17 protein-coding genes and 1 tRNA gene are annotated in these 20,361 nt (G+C 57.3%); 6 read left to right on the forward strand and 12 right to left on the reverse strand.

Annotated elements, in window-relative coordinates; translation table 11 throughout:
• Nucleotides 1-213: 213 nt before the first annotated feature.
• The 7 genes from J0X03_RS03135 to J0X03_RS03165 all read right to left on the reverse strand — a co-directional run bounded on the left by J0X03_RS03135 (nt 214) and on the right by J0X03_RS03165 (nt 9,621).
• Nucleotides 214-1,098 (reverse strand): ATP-grasp fold amidoligase family protein, encoded by an 885-nt coding sequence (locus tag J0X03_RS03135; protein ID WP_033651313.1) that lies wholly within the window; start codon nt 1,096-1,098, stop codon nt 214-216.
• A gap of 50 nt (nt 1,099-1,148) precedes the next feature.
• Nucleotides 1,149-2,444 (reverse strand): lysine N(6)-hydroxylase/L-ornithine N(5)-oxygenase family protein, encoded by a 1,296-nt coding sequence (locus tag J0X03_RS03140; RefSeq protein WP_160204630.1) that lies wholly within the window; start codon nt 2,442-2,444, stop codon nt 1,149-1,151.
• Nucleotides 2,445-3,486: 1,042 nt separating this feature from the next.
• Nucleotides 3,487-4,689: a lactonase family protein gene (locus J0X03_RS03145; protein ID WP_129993415.1), complete on the reverse strand. Its 1,203-nt coding sequence runs from the start codon at nt 4,687-4,689 to the stop codon at nt 3,487-3,489.
• Between the two features lie 232 nt (nt 4,690-4,921).
• Nucleotides 4,922-6,340, reverse strand: coding sequence for a cytochrome c (locus tag J0X03_RS03150; protein ID WP_046687810.1), 1,419 nt, complete (start codon nt 6,338-6,340; stop codon nt 4,922-4,924).
• The gene (locus tag J0X03_RS03155) at nt 6,337-7,992 is read right to left on the reverse strand and encodes a GMC family oxidoreductase (RefSeq protein ID WP_206975679.1); all 1,656 of its coding nucleotides are present in this window, start codon (nt 7,990-7,992) and stop codon (nt 6,337-6,339) included. Before J0X03_RS03155 ends, J0X03_RS03150 begins: the two co-directional genes overlap by 4 nt.
• Before the next feature lie 3 nt (nt 7,993-7,995).
• Nucleotides 7,996-8,568, reverse strand: coding sequence for a sorbitol dehydrogenase family protein (locus J0X03_RS03160; RefSeq protein WP_033644660.1), 573 nt, complete (start codon nt 8,566-8,568; stop codon nt 7,996-7,998).
• A 977-nt stretch (nt 8,569-9,545) separates the two neighbouring features.
• A tRNA-Phe gene (locus J0X03_RS03165) sits at nt 9,546-9,621 on the reverse strand.
• A gap of 705 nt (nt 9,622-10,326) precedes the next feature.
• Between J0X03_RS03165 and speF the strand changes: the two genes are divergently transcribed.
• Complete coding sequence (speF, locus tag J0X03_RS03170) at nt 10,327-12,492, forward strand: ornithine decarboxylase SpeF (protein WP_033644924.1); 2,166 nt, start codon at nt 10,327-10,329, stop codon at nt 12,490-12,492.
• A 48-nt stretch (nt 12,493-12,540) separates the two neighbouring features.
• On the opposite strand, the gene mltC is transcribed toward speF, so the two are convergent.
• The 3 genes from mltC to mutY form a co-directional block, all read right to left on the reverse strand.
• Nucleotides 12,541-13,617 (reverse strand): membrane-bound lytic murein transglycosylase MltC, encoded by a 1,077-nt coding sequence (mltC, locus tag J0X03_RS03175; RefSeq protein ID WP_033644661.1) that lies wholly within the window; start codon nt 13,615-13,617, stop codon nt 12,541-12,543.
• A gap of 63 nt (nt 13,618-13,680) precedes the next feature.
• The gene (locus J0X03_RS03180; RefSeq protein WP_004937404.1) at nt 13,681-13,953 is read right to left on the reverse strand and encodes an oxidative damage protection protein; all 273 of its coding nucleotides are present in this window, start codon (nt 13,951-13,953) and stop codon (nt 13,681-13,683) included.
• On the reverse strand, nt 13,950-15,050 hold the full coding sequence (gene mutY / locus J0X03_RS03185; protein ID WP_004937408.1) for an A/G-specific adenine glycosylase: 1,101 nt from the start codon (nt 15,048-15,050) through the stop codon (nt 13,950-13,952). Before mutY ends, J0X03_RS03180 begins: the two co-directional genes overlap by 4 nt.
• Before the next feature lie 175 nt (nt 15,051-15,225).
• Between mutY and trmB the strand changes: the two genes are divergently transcribed.
• The 5 genes from trmB to J0X03_RS03210 all read left to right on the forward strand — a co-directional run bounded on the left by trmB (nt 15,226) and on the right by J0X03_RS03210 (nt 18,578).
• A complete protein-coding gene (gene trmB, locus J0X03_RS03190; protein ID WP_004937410.1) occupies nt 15,226-15,945 on the forward strand; it encodes a tRNA (guanosine(46)-N7)-methyltransferase TrmB in 720 nt (239 codons plus the stop codon).
• Nucleotides 15,945-16,271 carry a YggL family protein gene (locus J0X03_RS03195; RefSeq protein WP_019456098.1) on the forward strand — a complete coding sequence of 109 codons (327 nt, stop codon included), beginning with the start codon at nt 15,945-15,947 and terminating at the stop codon, nt 16,269-16,271. Before trmB ends, J0X03_RS03195 begins: the two co-directional genes overlap by 1 nt.
• A gap of 95 nt (nt 16,272-16,366) precedes the next feature.
• The gene (glsB, locus tag J0X03_RS03200; RefSeq protein ID WP_047575480.1) at nt 16,367-17,290 is read left to right on the forward strand and encodes a glutaminase B; all 924 of its coding nucleotides are present in this window, start codon (nt 16,367-16,369) and stop codon (nt 17,288-17,290) included.
• 30 nt (nt 17,291-17,320) lie between these two features.
• Nucleotides 17,321-18,043 (forward strand): YggN family protein, encoded by a 723-nt coding sequence (locus J0X03_RS03205; RefSeq protein ID WP_046687803.1) that lies wholly within the window; start codon nt 17,321-17,323, stop codon nt 18,041-18,043.
• Between the two features lie 100 nt (nt 18,044-18,143).
• Nucleotides 18,144-18,578 (forward strand): DUF29 domain-containing protein, encoded by a 435-nt coding sequence (locus J0X03_RS03210; RefSeq protein ID WP_016930094.1) that lies wholly within the window; start codon nt 18,144-18,146, stop codon nt 18,576-18,578.
• A 38-nt stretch (nt 18,579-18,616) separates the two neighbouring features.
• Here J0X03_RS03210 and hemW read toward each other — a convergent pair whose 3' ends face one another.
• Together hemW and J0X03_RS03220 are read right to left on the reverse strand one after the other, a co-directional pair.
• On the reverse strand, nt 18,617-19,759 hold the full coding sequence (gene hemW / locus J0X03_RS03215; protein ID WP_160204569.1) for a radical SAM family heme chaperone HemW: 1,143 nt from the start codon (nt 19,757-19,759) through the stop codon (nt 18,617-18,619).
• Nucleotides 19,752-20,345 (reverse strand): XTP/dITP diphosphatase, encoded by a 594-nt coding sequence (locus J0X03_RS03220; RefSeq protein ID WP_042785371.1) that lies wholly within the window; start codon nt 20,343-20,345, stop codon nt 19,752-19,754. Before J0X03_RS03220 ends, hemW begins: the two co-directional genes overlap by 8 nt.
• Nucleotides 20,346-20,361 lie beyond the last annotated feature (16 nt).

The following is a 20,361-nucleotide window of genomic DNA, read 5'->3' on the forward strand; positions in this document are numbered from 1 at the left end:
ATGCCATTGTTTTTCAAGGGGTTATGTCGCCCAAGGGGGAACGTTCCCGATGGCGGTGCAAGCCACTCCGCAGTGGATAAAGCGCAGGTGGCGGGGCGGTGCCGGCCCGCCGCCCCACAGTGAGATGCCGGCGGGCGGCCTGCGAAAACGCCGGCCGGTATCTCCTGTTTGATGGATGCGCAGGGGAATTGCGCCGCCTTTTGTTGATGATAATCAGTGCTGTTGCAGCGTCAGCATCTTGCCAAGCAAAACATCGGTCGGTGGCAGAATATCCGTATCCAGCCCGGCCGAGGGGGTAAAGGTCAGCTCACCGAAAATGATTTGGCCCTGAGAGATGTAGAAATCAACGCGCACGAACTCGAAGGGTGCTGACAAACGAGCGGCATACTCAAACAGCTCATCGTATCCCTCCGGTTTCACGAAGGCGTCTATCTCCTCCTGGCTCAACGCCAGGCAGTCCTCGCTATAGCAAAGGAACTTGAAATCTTTGTCGAAGAAGTAATATTTCGGCGTCCCGGTATCCCTGCCGACGCACAGCAAGGTGCAGTAAGGCACGCCGCGAAAACAATAAATTTTGTAGTCTTCAGGCCCGTGACCATTGGCCGATTCGATATACTTTTCTCCAATGATCTTTTTTTGTATCCCTTTGTAGTTGAGTTCTACATAGGTTTTCCAGTAATCGTCTTTCATCCAGCCATCGATCAGCTGGGAGGCGCTTTTAATGTTCAACGATTGTTTATTCTGGCAAATTAAATTATATCCTGAGCCGTGATTTCCCTTGATGACAAATTTCTCAGGCAGCGTTTCCCATGGGATCTCCTGTACCGAATCACAGGCAAAGTACAGCTCATTAAGGATCTCTTCACATCCTTTTGCCTTGATGTACTCTCTAACCGCATATTTATCTGCGCATTGAGTGACTAAGGCATTTTTACTGTAGTCATTCAACTTAAGGTGATTGATTTTTTCATTCCAGGTCGATGGCGCCTGCAAGTTCAGCGGTTTGCCAAATGCTCTTTTGTAGATCAATCTGGCCTTGAATTCGGGGGCCAATACGGCCAACTGATTCATAATGAACTTGTTTATTTGTCTTTTCATATCCGTAATTCCATCAAAGCATAGTGACAATGATTAAGACGTTCTTGTATTTAAAACGCGGGTGGCGCACCTTCACTGCGCCATTGAATGGCTGTCGGCGTTGTTCCCAAATCAAATGGCTGGTGGTCTAACGCCCGATTAAGAATGCGGGCCGAACGCCACGCCATCAGGCTCAGCTGAGGATCGGCAATGCCGTGATTATGCATACTGGCGTTCATCGCAAATAAGCAGTTCTCCGCCGGGCCTTCCCACTCAAAGGTAAAGTCCGGGGCTATGCGGTACTCGCCGTCCGCCGTGGTCAACAGTCGGTGGGCCAGAGGCGCAAGGAACTCAGGCGTCGCCGATTGATAACCGGTAGCAAAGATCACCACGTCCGCCTTGAAGGTTTCCTCGCCGTGATCGAGATGATGACGCGTTTCGAGTTGGTAGGCGTTATCCAGCGTGTGTTTTACGGCCGTCAGCGAACGGCTGGGCAGCAGGCGCACCCATAATTTCTCGCGCAGTACGTCGAAGCGGTGGTACATGGCGCGATAGATGGCCAGCAGCGACTCGCTGGTGATGCCGTCTGAGGTCATCTTTTGTTCGGCCAGCATATGCCGCTTGGCCGCGCTGTCCAGTGAGTAGAAACTCTCGACGTAATCTGGCGTGAAATATTCATTGGCAAAGGCCGCCTCATCAAGCGCGTTGTAATTGTTGCGTCGCGATATCCAGTCGAGTTGTTCCGGCTGGCCCCATTCCCCTTTAAAAATATTCAGGAACAGATCGGCGCCGCTCTGGCCGCCGCCGACGATCGCCACGCGTTTGCCTGCCAGATTAGGGTTGCGCAGCATCATTTCGCTGGCGTGGAAACAGCGATCGTTTTGCGCCGTCACGCAATCCGGTAACTTTATTTTCTTGCCAATACCGATGCTTACGTGTCTGGCGTGGAAGACCTCCCGTGAGGTGGTCACCACGAACTGGCGTTGCCGATCGTCAAACTCGACTCGCTGAACGTCTTGACTGAACGCCAACGATCCCATCCCGCTTGCGGCCCAGGTGAGGTAATCGGCGAACTCTTCACGCGATGCGGTACGCTGTTCGGTCGTCAGGAAACGGTAGAATTTTCGGTTTTTTACCAGATAGTTGAGAAAGCTGTAGGGATTGGTTGGGGCAACCGCGCTCACCAAATCCTTTAAAAAGTTGGTTTGCATGTTGCAGTCAGCCAAAATCATGCCCGGGTGCCAGGAGAAATGAGGTTTGCGCTCAAGGAATTGCCCCGTAAATCCCTCGATTTCGCTCCCTAAGGCCGCCAGGCTAAGATTCGACGGGCCAAGGCCAATACCGATGATATCGAAACGCTGATTCATTAATAAGCTCCAGTATAATGAGAATAATACCCAGAAATACGGCTGCAAAGGGGTTGGCTTATAGCAACCAGGCTGCCTTTTTCTTATAAGTAAACGACATGAATTAAAAATAATTAAAAGATATGCGGGTTAAAAATGCGTCATTTTTAAATACCCGTTTAGAATTCGGTAGCACATCAGGTAAAGGCTACGGGTGTATTTCTTTCCATGAAAGTCCCTGCGAAAGCTTGCGTATGTGTTTAATTAATATTCTTAAGCAATAATCTTAGAAACCGCGTTCATCATTCCATGTAAACGACACTCCGCAAAGAGGATAAGCCGCATGGGATTGGCATCGACTATTGACTGTTAACGTGTATACGCCGTTCTGCGTTCGGCTTGTGTTTCTTGAATCAGGTATTCGCTGCTTAGAATAGCGTTAAAAGGGATTCTGGGAAGGTGAAATAACATGATATTAGGCGTTGAGCGCTTTTTGAAAAGATGAAATTAAAGTGAAATTATGAAATCAGGCCGTTTTGATGGTATTTTTATCATTATATTCAATGTGTTATTATCTTTTGGATGCGAGAGCTATTGCGTCTGGGCGGCATGGGGTATCCGCTTTCACATCGGCCAATGCGCCCAGTTTTGTTGTTTGCGGGCCTGTGCAGCGGGAAATTATCCCTATATGCATTAATTTCAATGAGTGAATGTTCATGTTATATACAGAGGCGCCTGTTGACGTTGGAAAAGCGCCAATTAAAAACCGATTGGCCGACAGTTGGACGTTTAGGTTCGTTTAGGTTCAGCGACGGCGTGACGTGCAAGGATATCCGTGTGCCGCCGGAACTTACCTGAATGTAGCCGCCATGATATCAACCCGGTTTGAATTGTTTTGGCGTTTCTCTTTTATAATTCCTTTGCCGCTGATGATGATTCTCATTACCTGAGCGTTCACGTTATCGACACGTTAAACGCCATGGGAATGGGGTAAAGTATGGCGCTCGTGTGGGCAAGAGAATCGATGTTGGCGCTGCGACAAACGGATTGCCGCAGCAATAATTTACTCGTGGATAAATTTAACGTCAGTTGGCGTACCTATCTGGACGCTTACGCCGTTGCCATATAATTCGCCGGTATCCAGATCGCGTTGTAATACGGTAACGTTATTACTAAACACATTGGCGACTAGCAAAAACTTTCCGCTTTTATCGAAGGCGAAAGCGCGCGGTTCGATTCCGCCGGAAAGCGTGCGGCCAATCAGCGTGAGTTTGCCATTCTTCGGGTTAATTTTATAACCCACGATTTCGTTGGTTTTTTGGCGATTGCTCGCATAGAGGTATTTTCCGTCAGGGGAAAACGCCAGCCCGCCGCCGCCCTTTGCATCCGCGCGGGCGCTTTCCGTCAGCGCTAATGTCTGGATGTTCTCCAACCGATCGTTATTAATCTGGTAGGCAAAAATATTCGCCGACATTTCGCTGATCACGTAGGCGAATCTGCCATTTGCGGAAAAGATCATATGTCGCGGGCCGGTGCCCGGCGGAAACGACAAATCGTAATCCGGCGCGAGCCTGAACGGCGCGGCCTTATTTGCCGCGTCGTAGAAGAAGGCATGAATGATGTCGCCGCCTAAATCGGCGGCGTACATCATGCGCCCGTCGGGGGTGAAGTTGACGGAGTGAATATGGGCGCTGGCTTGCCGCTCGGCAACGGCCTCTGAGCCCTTGGTGAAGGGAAAGCGCTGCAGCACCTCGCCGAGTTCACCGTTCTGGAGAATGGGGGCCACGATGACGCTGGCATGCCCGGGGGCGTTGGAGTAATTGGCGGCCAATAAGTAGCGCCCGTCTGGACTGATGGCGGCATGCGTCGGCTCTTGTCCCTGCGAGTCGATGCCGCTGATGCGTTGCGGGTCGCCGCCTTTGCCGAGCCTGAGCGTGCTGATTTGGCCTTGCTGAGTTTCATTGGTGGTATAGGCAAATTGGCGATTTTTGCTCAGAACTATCCAGGAAGGGCTGTCCATTTTTATGCGATTCAATGGCAGCAGGCTGCCGTCTTCGTTGAGCGCCAACCGATACATCCCCTGGCTGGGATAAACGGGCGGCTGAACCCGATCGCCGTCTCTTTCCCCTGTCCAGGTGCCAATCAAAACGATTTGCGCGGTGCTGCCCGGCTGCGGCTGCGGGGGAGCGGCCTGGGTGATCCAGGCCGGCAATAATAAAGACAGAAAGGAAAACTTGGCGATGCTGGGGAACGTTGCGTTTTTCATGGTCGGGCTCCTGGCGTGATTGACTGTGTTTTGTGACCGAGGCGAACGGTGTACAGGGTTTATCGTCGTAGCGAGGCACCGCCCAGAATGAACAGGCAGACATAACCAAAATAGTGCAAAACGCCGGCGGGGCCTATTTTTAGCACATCATTGGCGTATGGCATCAGAGCCTTGCGCGCCGGCAGACAAGCTCCCTGCGGCCGCCAGCGTAGGGAGCTTTAATTGGCATGAATCACGCGCCGCGGCGTTTGCGCACCCGCCACGCGATGGCGGCCAGTAGCGCCAGCGCGCCGCCGCCCAACCCCGGTGCCATATAGGGCTGCATCTCGGCCAGCAACGGCGCCGGGCCCCCTCGTCTGAGGATCGCAACGTCTTCGGCGGTGACGTGCGCCGCGGGGTTGCCGTAATGTTGCAAGACATAGTTGCCGATCGCCGCAATCTGTTGGTCGTTCAAGGGATTGACATAGGATTGCGGGCCGAAATTCGGCATCAGGATATGTTGATCCCCGACGCGGCGCTCGACGCCGAACAAAATGGCCGAGATCAGATTGGAGGGATTGCGCGAGCCCGTCGCCGTGTTGTTGAACAGCGATGGATAGGCCTGGTTTTGACTGCCGCTGCCGTCGGGTTGGTGGCAGCTGGCGCAGTTGCCGCTGAACAAGGCGGCGCCGTCAATCACCGTCTCGTTGGCGGTCGGCGGATGCGCGCCGCGCAGCTCGGGTTCAACGTTGAACGGCTTGCCAAAGCTGTCTGCCGGCCGCGTATCGCGTCGATCTCTGATCGGCGGACTGTTTTTCAGGTAAGCGGCAATCGCGGCCAGATCGTCGTCCGACAAATATTGCAGGCTGTTTTCTATCGCTTCCGCCATGCCCCCCGCCGCCTGGTTTTTTCCCGCCGCGCGCCCGGTTTTCAAATACTGGATTAGCTCAACCTGGCTCCATCCGCCAATGCCGCTGATCGGGTCGGAAGTAATATTGGGCGCATACCAACTGCCGACCATGGCGCCGGAAAGCGGTTGCCCGCTGTATTCAGCCAGTAACACGTTGCGCGGCGTATGGCAGGTATCGCAGTGTCCAGGGCCGTTGACCAGGTAGGCGCCGCGGTTCCATTGCGCATCTTCGCTGCTGTCGGCGCTGAAATGCCCCTCTTCCAGAAACAAACTGTTCCAGGCCGGCATGATAAAGCGCAGGTTAAAGGGGAAGGGCAGTTCGGTTCGCCTGTTGTGCTGAACGACGGGGGCGACGCCGTTCATAAAGTAGGCGTACAGCGCGTGAATGTCCTCGTCGTTCAATTTGACGTATGACGTATAAGGCATTGCCGGGTACAGCGGGGTGCCGTCCGCGCGAATGCCTTCACGCACGGCGCGGGCGAATTGCGCTTCGCTGTAGCGGCCAATGCCGGTTTCCTTGTCGGGGGTGATGTTGGTGGTGTAAATCACGCCTACCGGCGTGGCGATGCTGTAACCGCCGGCAAATCGCTCGCCGCCTCCCGTTTGGGTGTGGCAGGCCTGGCAGTCCGCCGCCACCGCGAGCCGCTCGCCTTTTTCAATCAGCTCGGCGCTGAAATACGGTCCTTCGTCGGCGGCGAACGCCGAGCCGCCGCCCGCCGCGAGGAGCAGCGCCAGCCAGGCTATCCTTGCAGGTTTTCTCATGATTTCACCGCCAGTTTGCGGGCAATGTCGTCCGCCGCTTTAAGGCCCAGGGCCGCCATCGTCAGCGTGCTGTTCACCACGCTGGCTGAAGGGATGGCGCCACCGCCGGGCAGCCACAGGTTCGGATGATCGTGCGCACGGCAATCGCCGTTCACCACGGAATTTTTCTCATCGTTGCCCATGATGGTGCCGCCCATAATGTGATTATTGGCATTCAGGCTGGTGGTGATGCTGAATTCATCGGCATCAAACAATTGGCCAATATGCTTGAGCTGCCGGTGCGCCGCTTCAGCCCCTTTTCGCACATAGTCCCCCACGTCATAGTAAATGTCGGGGCAAGGCAAACCGTGGGCGTCTTTGCGCGTTGCGCTCAACGTCAGACGGTTATTGGGATCGGGCAGCGGTTCCAGACTGATGGACAAATCGACGCCGTACGCCGCGCGGCGGCGGATCTCGTCATCCAGCGCTTTCCCCACCAGGCCCTGCGCCAGGGCCTGACGCGTAGCCGGCAAAACGCGGTTGATGTTATTGAGGATCATCTTGTTGGCTGAGTAATGCTTGCGGAAATCCCCATCGCGCGGGCCGACCAAACAGCTGCTCTGCGCCGGGCCGCGTCCTGGCCACAGCGGCTCTTTCGCCAGGAAGGTGCAGTGAAAGCCGGAGTGATCCATCATATTGCGGCCAACCTGATCGGAGCTGTTGGCGATCCCATTCGGGTTTTGCGCATTGGCGGCCATCAACAGCAGGCGCGGGGTTTCGATGCCATTGCATGCCAGGACGAACGCGCTGGCTCTGGCTTTGTGCGACCGCTTTTGGTTGTCCAGCCAATGCACGGCGGTAACCTGATTTTGTCCATCGGTATCGATTTTGTACGCCACCGCTTCCGCCAGCACGAGCGCTCCTTTCATTTCGGCGCGTTCGATGTGATGGATGCCGTTATACATGGCGCCAATCGGGCAGATAGGTTGGCAGTTATTGTTGCCGCAGCAGGTGGGCCGCCCCTGCCATGGTCGCGTGCTGCGCCCTTGGGGGATCGGTACGGAGCGGTAACCGTGCAGGTTGACCACTTCGGCGAAGCGCGTATCTCCGTGGGCCCAGGGCACCATATCCATGGGATAAGGCTTGCTGCGCGCTGAAGGCGATTGTTTGGCCGGATCGTTTGGGCCGGCGACGCCAATCGCCTCCTCCGCGCGGCAGTAGTAGGGCTCGAGATCGTCATAGGCGATGGGCCAGTCGCGGCCAACCCCGTACAGCGTTTTCATTTTGAAATCGTTTGGCAGATGGCGCCAGCAGGAGGCCGCCCAGTGCCAGGTTGTGCCGCCCACGGTGCGTAAATAGCCCTGCTTAAAGCTGTCCGCGCTTGGGCCACTTAACGCGACATAATCGTTTGGCGGAAAATAGAGCGGCGCGGTGGCGTAGGCTGATTGCGGGTACAAGCCTTGAAAATCGGAGCCCGCACGGTTATCAAACGGCATATTGCGCCAGTTTTCGACGGCCTGCGCGCGATCGATACGCAGGCCCGCCTCCAATACCAGCACGGAATAGCCTTGGCCGGCCAACTGGTCCGCCATCATGCCGCCGACGATCCCCGAGCCGACGATGACAATATCGGCCGAGGCATCGCCATCAGCCGTGAATACCGGTTTTTTCATGATTCAGCTCTCAGAGGGCAGTAAGGCGTTAACCTCAGGTGGGGCGACGGTCCACCAAAGCGGGCCGTTGCCGCAATAGGTGGGCACAATCAAGGCGTCTTTAACCGGGCGATACATCAGGGCATCTTTATAAGCGATGAGACTGGCGTTTGCCCCCTGGCCCACGGTACCGGTATACCAGGCGGTGACGATGGCCGAGACCAATGCCGAGAGCCCCAGTTGGCCGGCGATTTGCTGAAGTTGCCGGGCGCTTTGTCCGGCCTTCACGCGTGCGCTTAATCGCTCAACCTGTGATGAGAATTGCGGGTTTGCGAGGCTCAACGCAGTGAAAATACGAGCCGAAAGGCCAGGGTCAATATCCTGACGTTCTGTCAATTGCAGGGAGAGCGCGAAGAAACGGGCAAAAAGCAGGGGGTTTTGCGCGGCGGTATGCTGTTCCGCCAGCGTGAGGAATGGGGCGCCGGCCAATGCGGTGGCGACAAGCGTTGACGCCAGGCCGAGCAAGACATTTCTGCGGCTGACGCCCTTGCCATGTTGATCCGGCTGTTCGCCATTGTCTGATAAACCATATTCCATATGTTTTTTCTCAACGGGTGTTTAATGCCAGAGCCAAAAAAGGCCAAAATATCAGTGGGTGAGCAGGCTAAATTAAGCGTTCTATTACGGTGATATGACGATCTTCACCGATGTGATGTTTTAAGAACGCCTGTCGGTAAATTAGCAGCGGCAACGGACGGTATTTATCAAAAAATCACAAGGTGAGTGCCGACCGCATTTTTGGTTTATTTTTAATAACGGCAGGGGATTATGTGATGGGGCTCTGTTTAATTGATTGTTATTTAATGTTTTTATCGGTTTGTGGCTGTGGGTTTTTATCAGGCGCAGAATGAAAACATTAATGGTATCCCGTGTTTGCGTATTAATTCAAATGACGGCGAAAATAAGGAGGGTTGGGTTATGGCGCAAATGGAAATAATACAGTGCCGTAAACACAGGGCAGGGGGCGAGCATCAATTAAGACTGCGAATATAAAGGCCGAGATTTAGGTTAAAGAGATAGGAACAGGAGCACTTCTGCTCGGTATTCAAGGTCTCAGCGCTGGCGCCGCGTTGAACAGCGCTTTAGAGCTGGCCCGTAGGGTGAGGCCCTTGGCCGAATAATCGAACGCAGTTCGATGGAGAGTCCGTACCCCAGAAAGCGAAAAACCCAGCCATAGGCTGGGTTCTCTAAATATGGTGCCAGGACTCGGACAACCGGCGCTGGCGCCGCGTTGAACAGCGCTTTAGCGCTGGCCCGTAGGGTGAGGCCCTTGGCCGAATAATCGAACGCAGTTCGATGGAGAGTCCTGTCCCTGCAAAGCAAAAACCCAGCCATAGGCTGGGTTCTCTGAATAGGGCGACCGGACTCGGACAACCGGCGCTGGCGCCGCGTTGAACAGCGCTTTAGCGCTGGCCCGCAGGGTGAGGCCTTTGGCCGAATAATCGAACGCAGTTCGATGGAGAGTCCGTATCTCAGAAAGCGAAAAACCCGCCATAGGCGGGTTCTTCTAAATATGGTGCCCGGACTCGGAATCGAACCAAGGACACGGGGATTTTCAATCCCCTGCTCTACCGACTGAGCTATCCGGGCAACGGGGCGCATTAAACCGTATTGGCCGGATGGCGTCAATCGCTTTCTGTCACAAAGCCGATCGGTTGCTCTATTTTCAGGCAGCGAACCCGAGGCGCTAGAGCCTGTGGCGATATCGGCACCCAATAAATATGCATAAAAAACGTGTATTTATACCACTTTATCAATGTTGTTTTTCATGTTTATTGTTAAGTAACAATAAGTTATGCTTGCGTTAACGCAAGCTCAACCCAGATGATTCTCGCTTGAACCTCGTAACGAATCATGCAATCATTGCGCAAATTTTAGCACTCTCCGTTCCCTGACGGTGTTCCCGCTTCTTATAAGTCAGAGGGTTATTGGCATGACTGGTTTTGTCGCTCAAGCGCTGTCGCGCACCAGACCTCTGACGCCGCCACCGTTCCGTCTTTGCTTGCTCCGAACGCCATCCGTCCGAATACGCCTGCCGATCATGCGGTAAGGCCGCCTGATGCTCGCTGTTAGGCATGCGTAAAGCCAGCGCTGCGGCCCTGATTTTACTGATGCCTGTCGGACGCTGCCAAGACCAGTTCCCCCGATAGCTGCCTGATGGTCCCCGATCATGAGGCGGTCACGCACGCCGCTTATGCTGCCGTGCCCGGGTATCGCTTTTACCGGGATAACCGCGTTATCTCATTACCGTGCCGGTGGCACACCCTCATCCTTCACCGTTTGAGAGTCAGCATGATGAAAGAATTGAAAATCGCAACCAGCGCCAGCCTGGTCGCCACCATTGAGACGCTGCGCCAGATCGTGCGCGTAGAGCAGACGGACTACACCGACGTGGCGGCAGTGGTGGTGTCGGTCGCCGACGTGGATGCCGGCATTCTGGCGCGCTTGCAGGCGACGGGGTTCGATATTCCGACCTTCGTGGCGGTGGAAGGGGACGAGCATCTTTCCCCGGATTATCTGCCGTTTGTCAGCGGGGTCTTTGCGCTGCTGGCCGGCGCCAGCAAGCCATTCTACATGGCGCAGCTGGAGGCCGCTGCCGACGCCTACGAGCAGGCGCTGCTGCCGCCGTTCTTCAAAACGCTGAAGACCTACGTCGAGATGGAGAATTCGACCTTTGCGTGTCCAGGACATCAGGGCGGCGAGTTCTTCCGCAAGCACCCGGCCGGCCGGCAGTTTTTCGATTTCTACGGTGAAACCCTTTTCCGTTCCGACATGTGCAACGCCGACGTTAAGCTGGGCGATCTGCTGATCCACGAAGGCTCGGCCAAGGATGCGCAAAAGCATGCGGCGCGGGTGTTCAACGCTGATAAAACCTACTTCGTGCTCAACGGCACCTCGGCGGCCAACAAGGTGGTGACCAACGCGCTGCTGACCCGTGGCGATCTGGTGCTGTTCGATCGCAACAACCACAAATCCAATCACCACGGGGCGCTGATCCAGGCCGGCGCCACGCCGGTGTATCTGGAAACCGCCCGCAACCCGTTCGGCTTTATCGGCGGCATCGATGCGCGCTGCTTCGATGAGCGCTACCTGCGCGAGCAGATCCGCGAGGTGGCGCCGGAGAAGGCCACGGCGGCGCGGCCGTTCCGGCTGGCGATCATTCAGCTTGGCACCTACGACGGCACGATTTACAACGCTCGCCAGGTGATCGACACCATCGGCCACCTGTGCGATTACATCCTGTTCGACTCCGCCTGGGTGGGCTACGAAGGTTTTATCCCGATGCTGAAAGAGTGTTCGCCGTTGCTGCTGGAGCTGGACGAACACGATCCGGGCATTTTCGTCACCCAGTCGGTGCATAAACAGCAGGCGGGGTTCTCGCAGACGTCGCAGATCCATAAGAAAGACGACCATATCAAAGGGCAAAAGCGCCACTGCAACCATAAGCATCTGAACAACGCATTCATGCTGCATGCGTCGACCAGCCCGTTCTATCCGCTGTTCGCCGCGCTGGACGTCAACGCCAAGATGCACGCCGGCCCCGCCGGGCGCCGCATGTGGATGGACTGCGTCAAGCTGGGCATCGAGACGCGCAAACAGCTGCTCACGCGCTGCTCGCAGCTGAAGCCGTTTATTCCGCTGCAGGTGGCGGGCAAGGACTGGCAGGATTACGATACCGATCTGATCGCCAACGACGCGCGCTTCTTCACCTTCGTACCGGGGGAGACGTGGCACGGCTTCGAAGGTTACGCCCAGGATCAGTATTTGGTCGATCCGTGCAAGCTGCTGCTGACCACGCCGGGGATTGACGCCGCGACCGGCCAATACACCGAGTTCGGCGTGCCGGCCACCATTCTGGCCAACTTCCTGCGCGAGAACGGCATCGTGCCGGAGAAGTGCGATCTCAACTCGATCCTGTTCCTGCTGACCCCGGCGGAGAACCCGGCCAAGATGGAACAGCTGGTGGAGATGCTGGCGCAGTTCGAACGCTATGTCGAAGAGGATGCGCCGCTGAGCGTGGTGCTGCCGACGGTGTACCGCAAGAACGAGCAGCGTTACCGCGGCTACAGCATTCGCCGGCTGTGCCAGGAGATGCACGATCTGTACGTCAGCTTTGACGTTAAGCAGCTGCAAAAGGAGATGTTCCGTCAGGATCATTTCCCGCCGGTGGTGATGAACCCGCAGGACGCCAACGTGGAGTTTATCCGCGACAACGTCGAGCTGGTGCCGATCGGCCAGGCGGAAGGGCGCATCGCGGCGGAAGGGGCCCTGCCGTATCCGCCGGGCGTGCTGTGCGTGGTGCCGGGCGAAGTGTGGGGCGGCGCGGTGCAGCGCTACTTCCTGGCGCTCGAGGAGGGCATCAACCGCCTGCCGGGCTTCTCGCCGGAGCTGCAGGGGGTCTACATCGAGAAAAAAGATCACGGCTGGAAGCGCATCTTCGGCTATATGATCAAGCCATGAAAAAAGGGCCGGTTCGCACCGGCCCTTCTTCTATCCACGCGGGAAGCGCTACTTTCTGCGGTAGCTCTTCTGCGCGGTATTCACTTTCACCAGATAGCGGCGCGACTCGGCTGCCGGGTGCTTGGTGGTCAGCGTTTGGTACACGTCGCCCGGCTGCATGCCGTTGATGATGCCCACCGCGCGCGTTCTGTCGCTGGAGAACACCCGCAGCACGCTGCCGGCGCCGCCGTTGTAAGCGGTGATCACCGCATAGCGGCGCGAGGTCGGGTTCTGAATGCCGCCCAGGTAGTTGTTCTGCAGGATCGCCAGGTAGGCGGTGCCGGTATCGATGTTGTTCTCCGGATCGAACAGGTAGCTGCGGCTCGGGGTGCCCCATTTACCGCGCATCTGGAACACATCCTTACCGGCGGTGTGCTGCACCACCTGCATCAGGCCCAGCGCGTCCGAACCGCTCACCGCATACGGGTTGAAGCTCGATTCGGTCTGCATGATAGCCAGGATCAGCGACTCGTCCACGCCATATTTTTCCGACGCCTTGCGCACCATCGGCAGATATTTATGCGCACGTTTGTCCAGGTGGTTCGGCACCAGTTGGATGGTGACCGAGTAGATGACGTGCAGGCCGGAGGTGCGTTTTTGCAGCTTGGTCTGCAGCAGGTAATCGGCGAAGTGCGCCGCGCGCCATTCCCAGCGGATCGGCGCCCCTTTGTTATCCAGCACCTGGCCGTACAGGAACGGCTCTTTGCTGATCTGGATATCGTTGGCGTCGGAATAGAGGTCGATCGAACCCGGATCGTCACCCATCAGCAGCGTGCTGATGATCGCCTGGCGCAGGTGCGCGGCCGGATCGGTGGTGGCGATGGTCTCGACGGTGATGGCGCCGGTGTCGAAGTTGATGTGGCTGCGGGTTTGGTATTGGTCGGTGTACTTGACGTAGTCTTTCGGCCCGGCGATCAGAACTTCGTTCAGACCCCAGATGTTCTCGATGTTGTGGGCGAATTGGCCCATCAGAATGTCGAAGCCGTTGGTGTCTTTGATCCAGGCTTCGTTGATTTCTTCACTTTTTTTGCCGGAACAGGAGATCAGCAAAGGCGCTATTACGAGCAAAGCTAAAATTTTCTTCATCTTAAAGCCGTTTGGAAGAAGTATAAGAGGATTGAAGCGGGCCAGCGCCTGGCCCCAACAGCGTTATTCGCTCGGCGGCGTATAGCCTTCGATGTGCACGTCGTGCCCTTCGAACAGGAATTTGATCATTTCCTCTTCCAGCAGTTTGCGGTCATCCACGTTCATCATGTTCAGCTTCTTCTCGTTGATCAGCATGGTCTGCTTCTTCATCCACTCGCCCCAGGCTTCCTTGGAGATCTCGTTGTAGATGCGTTTGCCGACGTCGCCGGGATAAAGCTGGAAGTCCTGGCCTTCGGCGTCGCGTTGAAGGAAAGTACAAAAAATGGTGCGGCTCATGCTAATTCCTCATCGATGGCGCTATCGCCATATAAGTTTTGTTGGATCGGGGGCTGCTTCGCCAGCTGTTGCAACAGGCGGTCCACCGGCGCTGCCAGCCCGACCGACGGCGGCTGCGCTAAGTTATACCAGAGACCCGCGCCCTCATCCATGCCGCTGCCCGCCGCGTCGAGCGACAGCCACATCGGCACGATATCGAGATGGAAATGGCTGAACGTGTGGCGAAACGCGGTCAGCTGTTCCAGGCGCTTGCCTTTCAGACCGCGCTGCTGCAGCCAGAGTTCCAAATCCACGCGCGCGCTGAACTGCGGGAAGCAGAACAGGCCGCCCCACAGGCCTACCGCCGGGCGCTGCTCCAGCCACACGCGGTCGCCGTGTTGCAGCAATAAGAAGTAGGCGGTTTTTTCCGGCAGGGTCTGCTTGGGCTTCTTGCCGGGGTAGTTGGCCCAGCTGTGGTTGGCGTAAGACAGGCAGCCGACGTTGAGCGGGCAGAGCTCACACTTGGGCTTGGAGCGGGTGCAGACCATGGCGCCCAGATCCATCATCGCCTGGTTGAACTGGCCGACGCCCTGGGCCGGGGTGACTTCTTCGCTGATTTTCCACAGCCGGTTTTCGACCTCTTTTTTGCCCGGCCAGCCTTCCACCGCGTAGCAGCGAGCCAGCACGCGCTTCACGTTGCCGTCGAGGATCGGATAGTGTTGGCCCAGCGCCAACGACAGCACCGCGCCGGCGGTGGAACGGCCGACGCCCGGTAAATCGGCGATTTCTGCGAAGGTTGTCGGGAACTCGCCGCCGTGCTGTGCGACAATGGTCTGCGCCGCTTTGTGCAGGTTACGGGCGCGGGCGTAATAGCCGAGGCCGGTCCACAGATGCAGCACTTCGTCCAGCGGGGCCTCCGCCAGCGCGCGCACGTTGGGAAAACGGGCCATAAAGCGCTGAAAATAAGGAATGACGGTGGCAACCTGGGTCTGTTGCAACATCACTTCGGAGAGCCATACTTGATAGGCGGTTTTCTCCAGCTGCCATGGCAGGGTTTTGCGGCCGTAGCGCTGGTACCAGTCAAGCACCACCTGTGCGAATTGTTGTGCTTGCATCATGAAGAGTCGTTATCCGGCAGAAAATGAAGCGAGATTGCAGCATAGAGTCATGATGCTGTAAACCGGAACTTTCCGACGCCGCACGGCGGGTACAGAAGATGAACACTTGCTAAACCAATGTATCTTTGCATAATGCGCGTTTCCCTAATTGGCAGCCAAACAGACAGAAAGCACTATGATTAATGACGTCATCTCCCCGGAATTTGATGAGAACGGCCGCGCGATGCGCCGTATCCGCAGTTTTGTCCGCCGCCAGGGGCGGCTGACCAAAGGCCAGCAGCACGCGCTGGAGAACTATTGGCCGGTGATGGGCGTGGAGTATCAGGCTGACGCTGTCGATCTCGCCGCGCTGTTCGGCCGCGAAGCGCCGACGGTGCTGGAGATCGGTTTTGGCATGGGCGCCTCGCTGGTGACCATGGCGGGCAACAACCCGCAGCAGAACTTTTTAGGGATCGAAGTACACTCGCCGGGTGTGGGCGCCTGCCTGGCCGACGCCCATGAGGCGAAGCTGAGCAACCTGCGCGTAATGTGCCACGATGCGGTTGAAGTGCTGGAAAACATGATCCCGGACGGCTCGCTGGACATGGTGCAGCTGTTCTTCCCCGATCCGTGGCACAAGGCGCGCCACAACAAGCGCCGCATCGTGCAAACGCCGTTTGTCGAACTGGTGCTGCGCAAGCTGAAGACCGGCGGCGTCTTCCACATGGCCACCGATTGGCAACCTTATGCGGAACATATGTTAGAGGTTATGAACGGGGTCGCAGGCTACCGTAATCTTTCCAGCGATAATGATTATGTGCCGCGTCCGGATTCGCGCCCACTGACGAAATTTGAATTACGCGGCCAGCGCCTGGGACATGGCGTTTGGGACTTGATGTTTGAGAGGAAAGAATAATGGCTAAGAACCGCAGTCGTCGTTTACGTAAAAAGTTGCACATTGAAGAATTTCAGGAGTTGGGTTTCTCCGTAGCCTGGCGCTTCGCCGAAGGCACGTCGGTGGAAGATATCGACAGCACGCTGGATACCTTCATCGATGAAGTGATCGAGCCGAACGGTCTGGCGTTTGACGGCAGCGGCTACCTGCAGTGGGAAGGTCTGATCTGCCTGCAGAAGATCGGCCACTGCACCGACGAGCAGCGCGAGCTGGTGAAAAACTGGCTGGAAGCGCGCAAACTGACCGACGTTAAGGTCAGCGATCTGTTCGATATCTGGTGGGATTGATCGCGCTTGCCCGATGAGCGCGGCTTCGCGCCGCGCCGTTTTATTGATCTAAGGTGCCTTAACGGCGCCTTTGTTTTGCCCGGAGTGTGACCGAGGTGGTAACAACATTGGATAACGCGTTGCTGGAAGAGATCCTGCAACAGGTGCGCCCGCTGATTGGCCAGGGAAAAGTGGCCGACTACATCCCGGCGTTGGCGGAAGTGCCCGCCGATCGGCTGGCGATCGCCGTGTGTACGGTGGATGGCGAACTGTTCCAGGCCGGCGACGCCGCGGAGCGCTTCTCCATCCAGTCGATCTCCAAAGTGCTGAGCCTGACGCTGGCGCTGACGCGCTATCAGGAGCATGAGATCTGGCGGCGCGTCGGCAAAGAGCCTTCCGGCCTGCCGTTCAATTCGCTGCTGCAGCTGGAGATGGAGCAGGGCAAACCGCGCAATCCGTTTATCAACCCCGGCGCGCTGGTGGTGTGCGACATGCTGCAAACCCGGCTCAGCGCCCCCAAACAGCGCATGCTGGAGGTAGTGCGTCAGTTGGCCGGTGAAGACGACCTGGCCTATGATCTGCGGGTGGCGCGCTCCGAGTTCGAACACTCCGATCGCAATGCGGCCATCGCCTATCTGATGAAATCGTTCGGCAACTTCGAAAACGACGTCATCACCGTGCTGCAAACCTATTTCCACTATTGCGCGCTGCGTATGAGCTGCGTGGAACTGGCGCGCAGCTTCGTCTATCTGGCCAATCACGGCCGCGATCTCAGCGGCGAGGCGGTGATCAGCCCGCTGCAGGCGCGGCAGATCAACGCCCTGATGATGACCAGCGGCATGTACGACGGCGCCGGCGAATTCGCCTATCGGGTGGGGATGCCGGGCAAGTCCGGCGTGGGCGGCGGCATCGTGGCCATTGTGCCGGGCGAGCTGTCGATCGTCGTCTGGTCGCCGGAGCTGGATGCTTCCGGCAACTCGCTGGCGGGAACTGCGGCGCTGGAACTGTTGTCTCAACGTATCGGTCGTTCGATTTTTTAATCCCAATCTGGATGGGAGTCAGGAGAAGCTATGTTGAAGAAAACCGGGTTAGCCTTACTGCTGCTGGCGGCGACTGCCGCGCAGGCCCACGCCGAGTACCAATGCAGCGTTAAACCCCAGGACGATGTGATCATCAGCCCGCAGAGCGTGCAGGTGAAAGGCGCCAGCGGCGACCTGCAAATTTCGCCGGATGGTGACGTGATCCGCAACGGTCAGGCGCTGAGCCTGAGCGACAGCCAGCGGCAGAAAGCCTTCAGTTACCAGAGCGCGCTGCGCAAGCAGCTGCCGTGGATCGACGACGGCGCGCAGAAACACCTGGAGAAAGCCCGCGCAGCGCTGGATAAAGTGATCGTTAAAGAGCTGGGCAGCAACAGTAACGTGCGCAACCGGCTGACCACCCTGAATGGCCAACTGAAACAGCAGATGAACCGCATCATCGAGCACCGCAGCGACGGCCTGACCTTCCACCACAAGGCGATCGACCAGGTGGAGCAGGACGGCCGCAACATCGTGCAGCAGAGCATGGGCGGCGTGCTGCAGGACAGCCTGAACGAGATGGGCGTCAAACAGGCCGCCAACAGCGGCGGCAACCCGCTGCAGGCGATCATGGGCAATTTGGGCGGCTTGCAGAAGGCGATCCAGAACGAATGGAACAACCAGGAACAGGACTTCCAGAACTTCGGTCATGACGTGTGCAACCGCGTCACCGCACTGGAAACCCAGCGCAAGGATCTGCTTAACGCGTTGAAGTGATTTAAGAATCTTCTTGGTAGACCGTTTTTTGACCTTCTGAAGCTTATCTGACAGACTGATCAAACTACGTACAGATTTATGGATGTTTACGGAGGACGCTATGAGCCATACACGTTACGAAACCGATGTTGTTGCCTGGGCAAATGAACAGGCCGCTCTTTTGCGCTCCGGAAAATTGTCTGAGATCGATATTGAAAAGATCGCCGAGGAGATTGAGGACGTGGGGAAGAGCGAGCAAAGGGAACTTGCTAGCCGGATGACGGTGCTGATTGCACATTTGCTTAAATGGAAATATCAGCCGGCCAGGCGCGGAACCAGCTGGGAAAGAACGATTAAAGCGCAGCGCAAAGAGGTGCTTTACAGCTTGAAAGAGTCGCCCAGCCTAAAAGGTAAACTGAGCGATGCCGATTGGCTGGATGTCGTCTGGTCGAAGGCCGTTGCGCTCGCCACGGCCGAAACCGGGCTGGATGTGTATCCGGAAAACGGCATCTGGGAAACTCAGCAGATTCTGTCTCAGACGTTTTACCCGGATTAACACCAATAAAAAAGCGCTGATCATTCAGCGCTTTTTTTTTACTCGTCGTCCGCCAGGAACAGTTCCAGCAGCGAGTTGAGGAACAGTTTGCCCTTCTCGGTGATCTGCCAGTGCTCCGCGGTTTCTTCCAGATAGCCTTTGGCCAGCGCTTCGTCCAGCTGCGGGCGAATGATGCTTTCTGCCAGCCCGGTGTAGTTGGCGAAGTCGGCGCGCGGCGCGGCTTCCAGCAAGCGGAAGCGGTTCATGAAGAATTCGAACGGCCGATCCGCCGCCACCACCTCATGCTGCTTGTCCATGTAGTCGCCGCGCATAAAGCCGCGCGGGTGCTTGGTCTTGGCGGTACGCAGGATGCGTCCGTCGCTGAAGGTCACCTTGCCGTGCGCGCCGCAGCCGATCCCCAGATAGTCGCCGAAGCGCCAGTAGTTGAGATTGTGCTGGCATTGGTAGCCCGGCTTGGCGTAGGCCGAGGTTTCATACTGCTGATAGCCGGCGGCGCTCAGCAACTGGTGGCCGCGCTCGAAGATGTCCCACAGCGCATCGTCGTCCGGCAAAACCGGCGGGCGCGAGCTGAACAGGGTGTTCGGCTCGATGGTCAGCTGATACCACGACAGGTGCGGCGGATTGAGGGCGATAGCCTGGCGCAGATCGTCCAGCGCCTCTTCCAGCGACTGATCCGGGAGGCCGTGCATCAGATCGAGGTTGAAGCTGCGCAGGCCGAGGCCGGTCGCCAGCGTCGCCGCGCGTTTGGCTTCTTCCGGGCCGTGGATGCGCCCCAGACGGTTCAGCTTCTCGGCGCTGAAGCTTTGCACCCCGATGGAGATGCGGTTGACGCCGGCGCGCTGGTAGCCGCTGAAGCGATCGGCCTCCACGGTGCCGGGATTGGCTTCCATGGTGATTTCGGCGTCGTCGGCGACGCGAATGCGCGCCCGCACGCCGTCCAGCAAGGCTTGCATCGCCTCGGCGCTCAGCAGGCTGGGGGTGCCGCCGCCGATAAAGATAGTGCTGATTTCCCGGCCGCCGGCCAGCGGCAGGTCGGCATCCAGATCCGCCAACAGATGATCGACATACTCCTGATGCGGCACGTCACCCTTCAGCGCATGGGAGTTGAAGTCGCAGTACGGGCATTTCTGCACGCACCACGGGATGTGGATGTAGAGACTCAGCGGGGGCAGCTTAAGCATTGCGCATGGCTTCCAACATCAGCTTCAGCGCCTTGCCGCGGTGCGAAATCGCCCGCTTCTCGTCGCGGCTCAGCTCGGCGGCGGTGCGGCCCAGCTCCGGCACGTAAAAGATAGGATCGTAACCGAAACCGCCTTCACCGGCGGCCTGTTCGGTGATTTCACCGGCCCAGCTGCCGTGAAACACCAGCGGCGTCGGATCTTGCGCATGGCGCAGATAGACCAGCACGCAGTGAAATTGCGCGCCGCGCCGGCCCGGCGCCACGTCTTTCATCGCCGCCAGCAGCTTGTCGAGGTTCTGCCGATCGTCGGCGTCTTCACCGGCGTAGCGCGCGGAGTAGATGCCCGGCGCGCCGCCCAGCGCATCTACCGCCAGACCGGAGTCGTCGGCGATCGCCGGCAGGCCGGTAACCTGTGCCGCATGGCGCGCTTTCAGAATGGCGTTTTCGATAAACGTCAGGCCGGTCTCTTCGGCGGACTCCACGCCCAGATCGGTTTGCGCGACCACGTCCAGGCCGAAATCGGCCAACAGGTCGGCGAGTTCGCGCACTTTGCCCGGGTTACCGGTGGCAAGAACGACTTTTTGCATAATGACTACCTTGAAA

Origin of the sequence: Serratia ureilytica, from assembly GCF_017309605.1 — a bacterium.
In the GTDB taxonomy this organism is placed as follows: domain Bacteria; phylum Pseudomonadota; class Gammaproteobacteria; order Enterobacterales; family Enterobacteriaceae; genus Serratia; species Serratia ureilytica.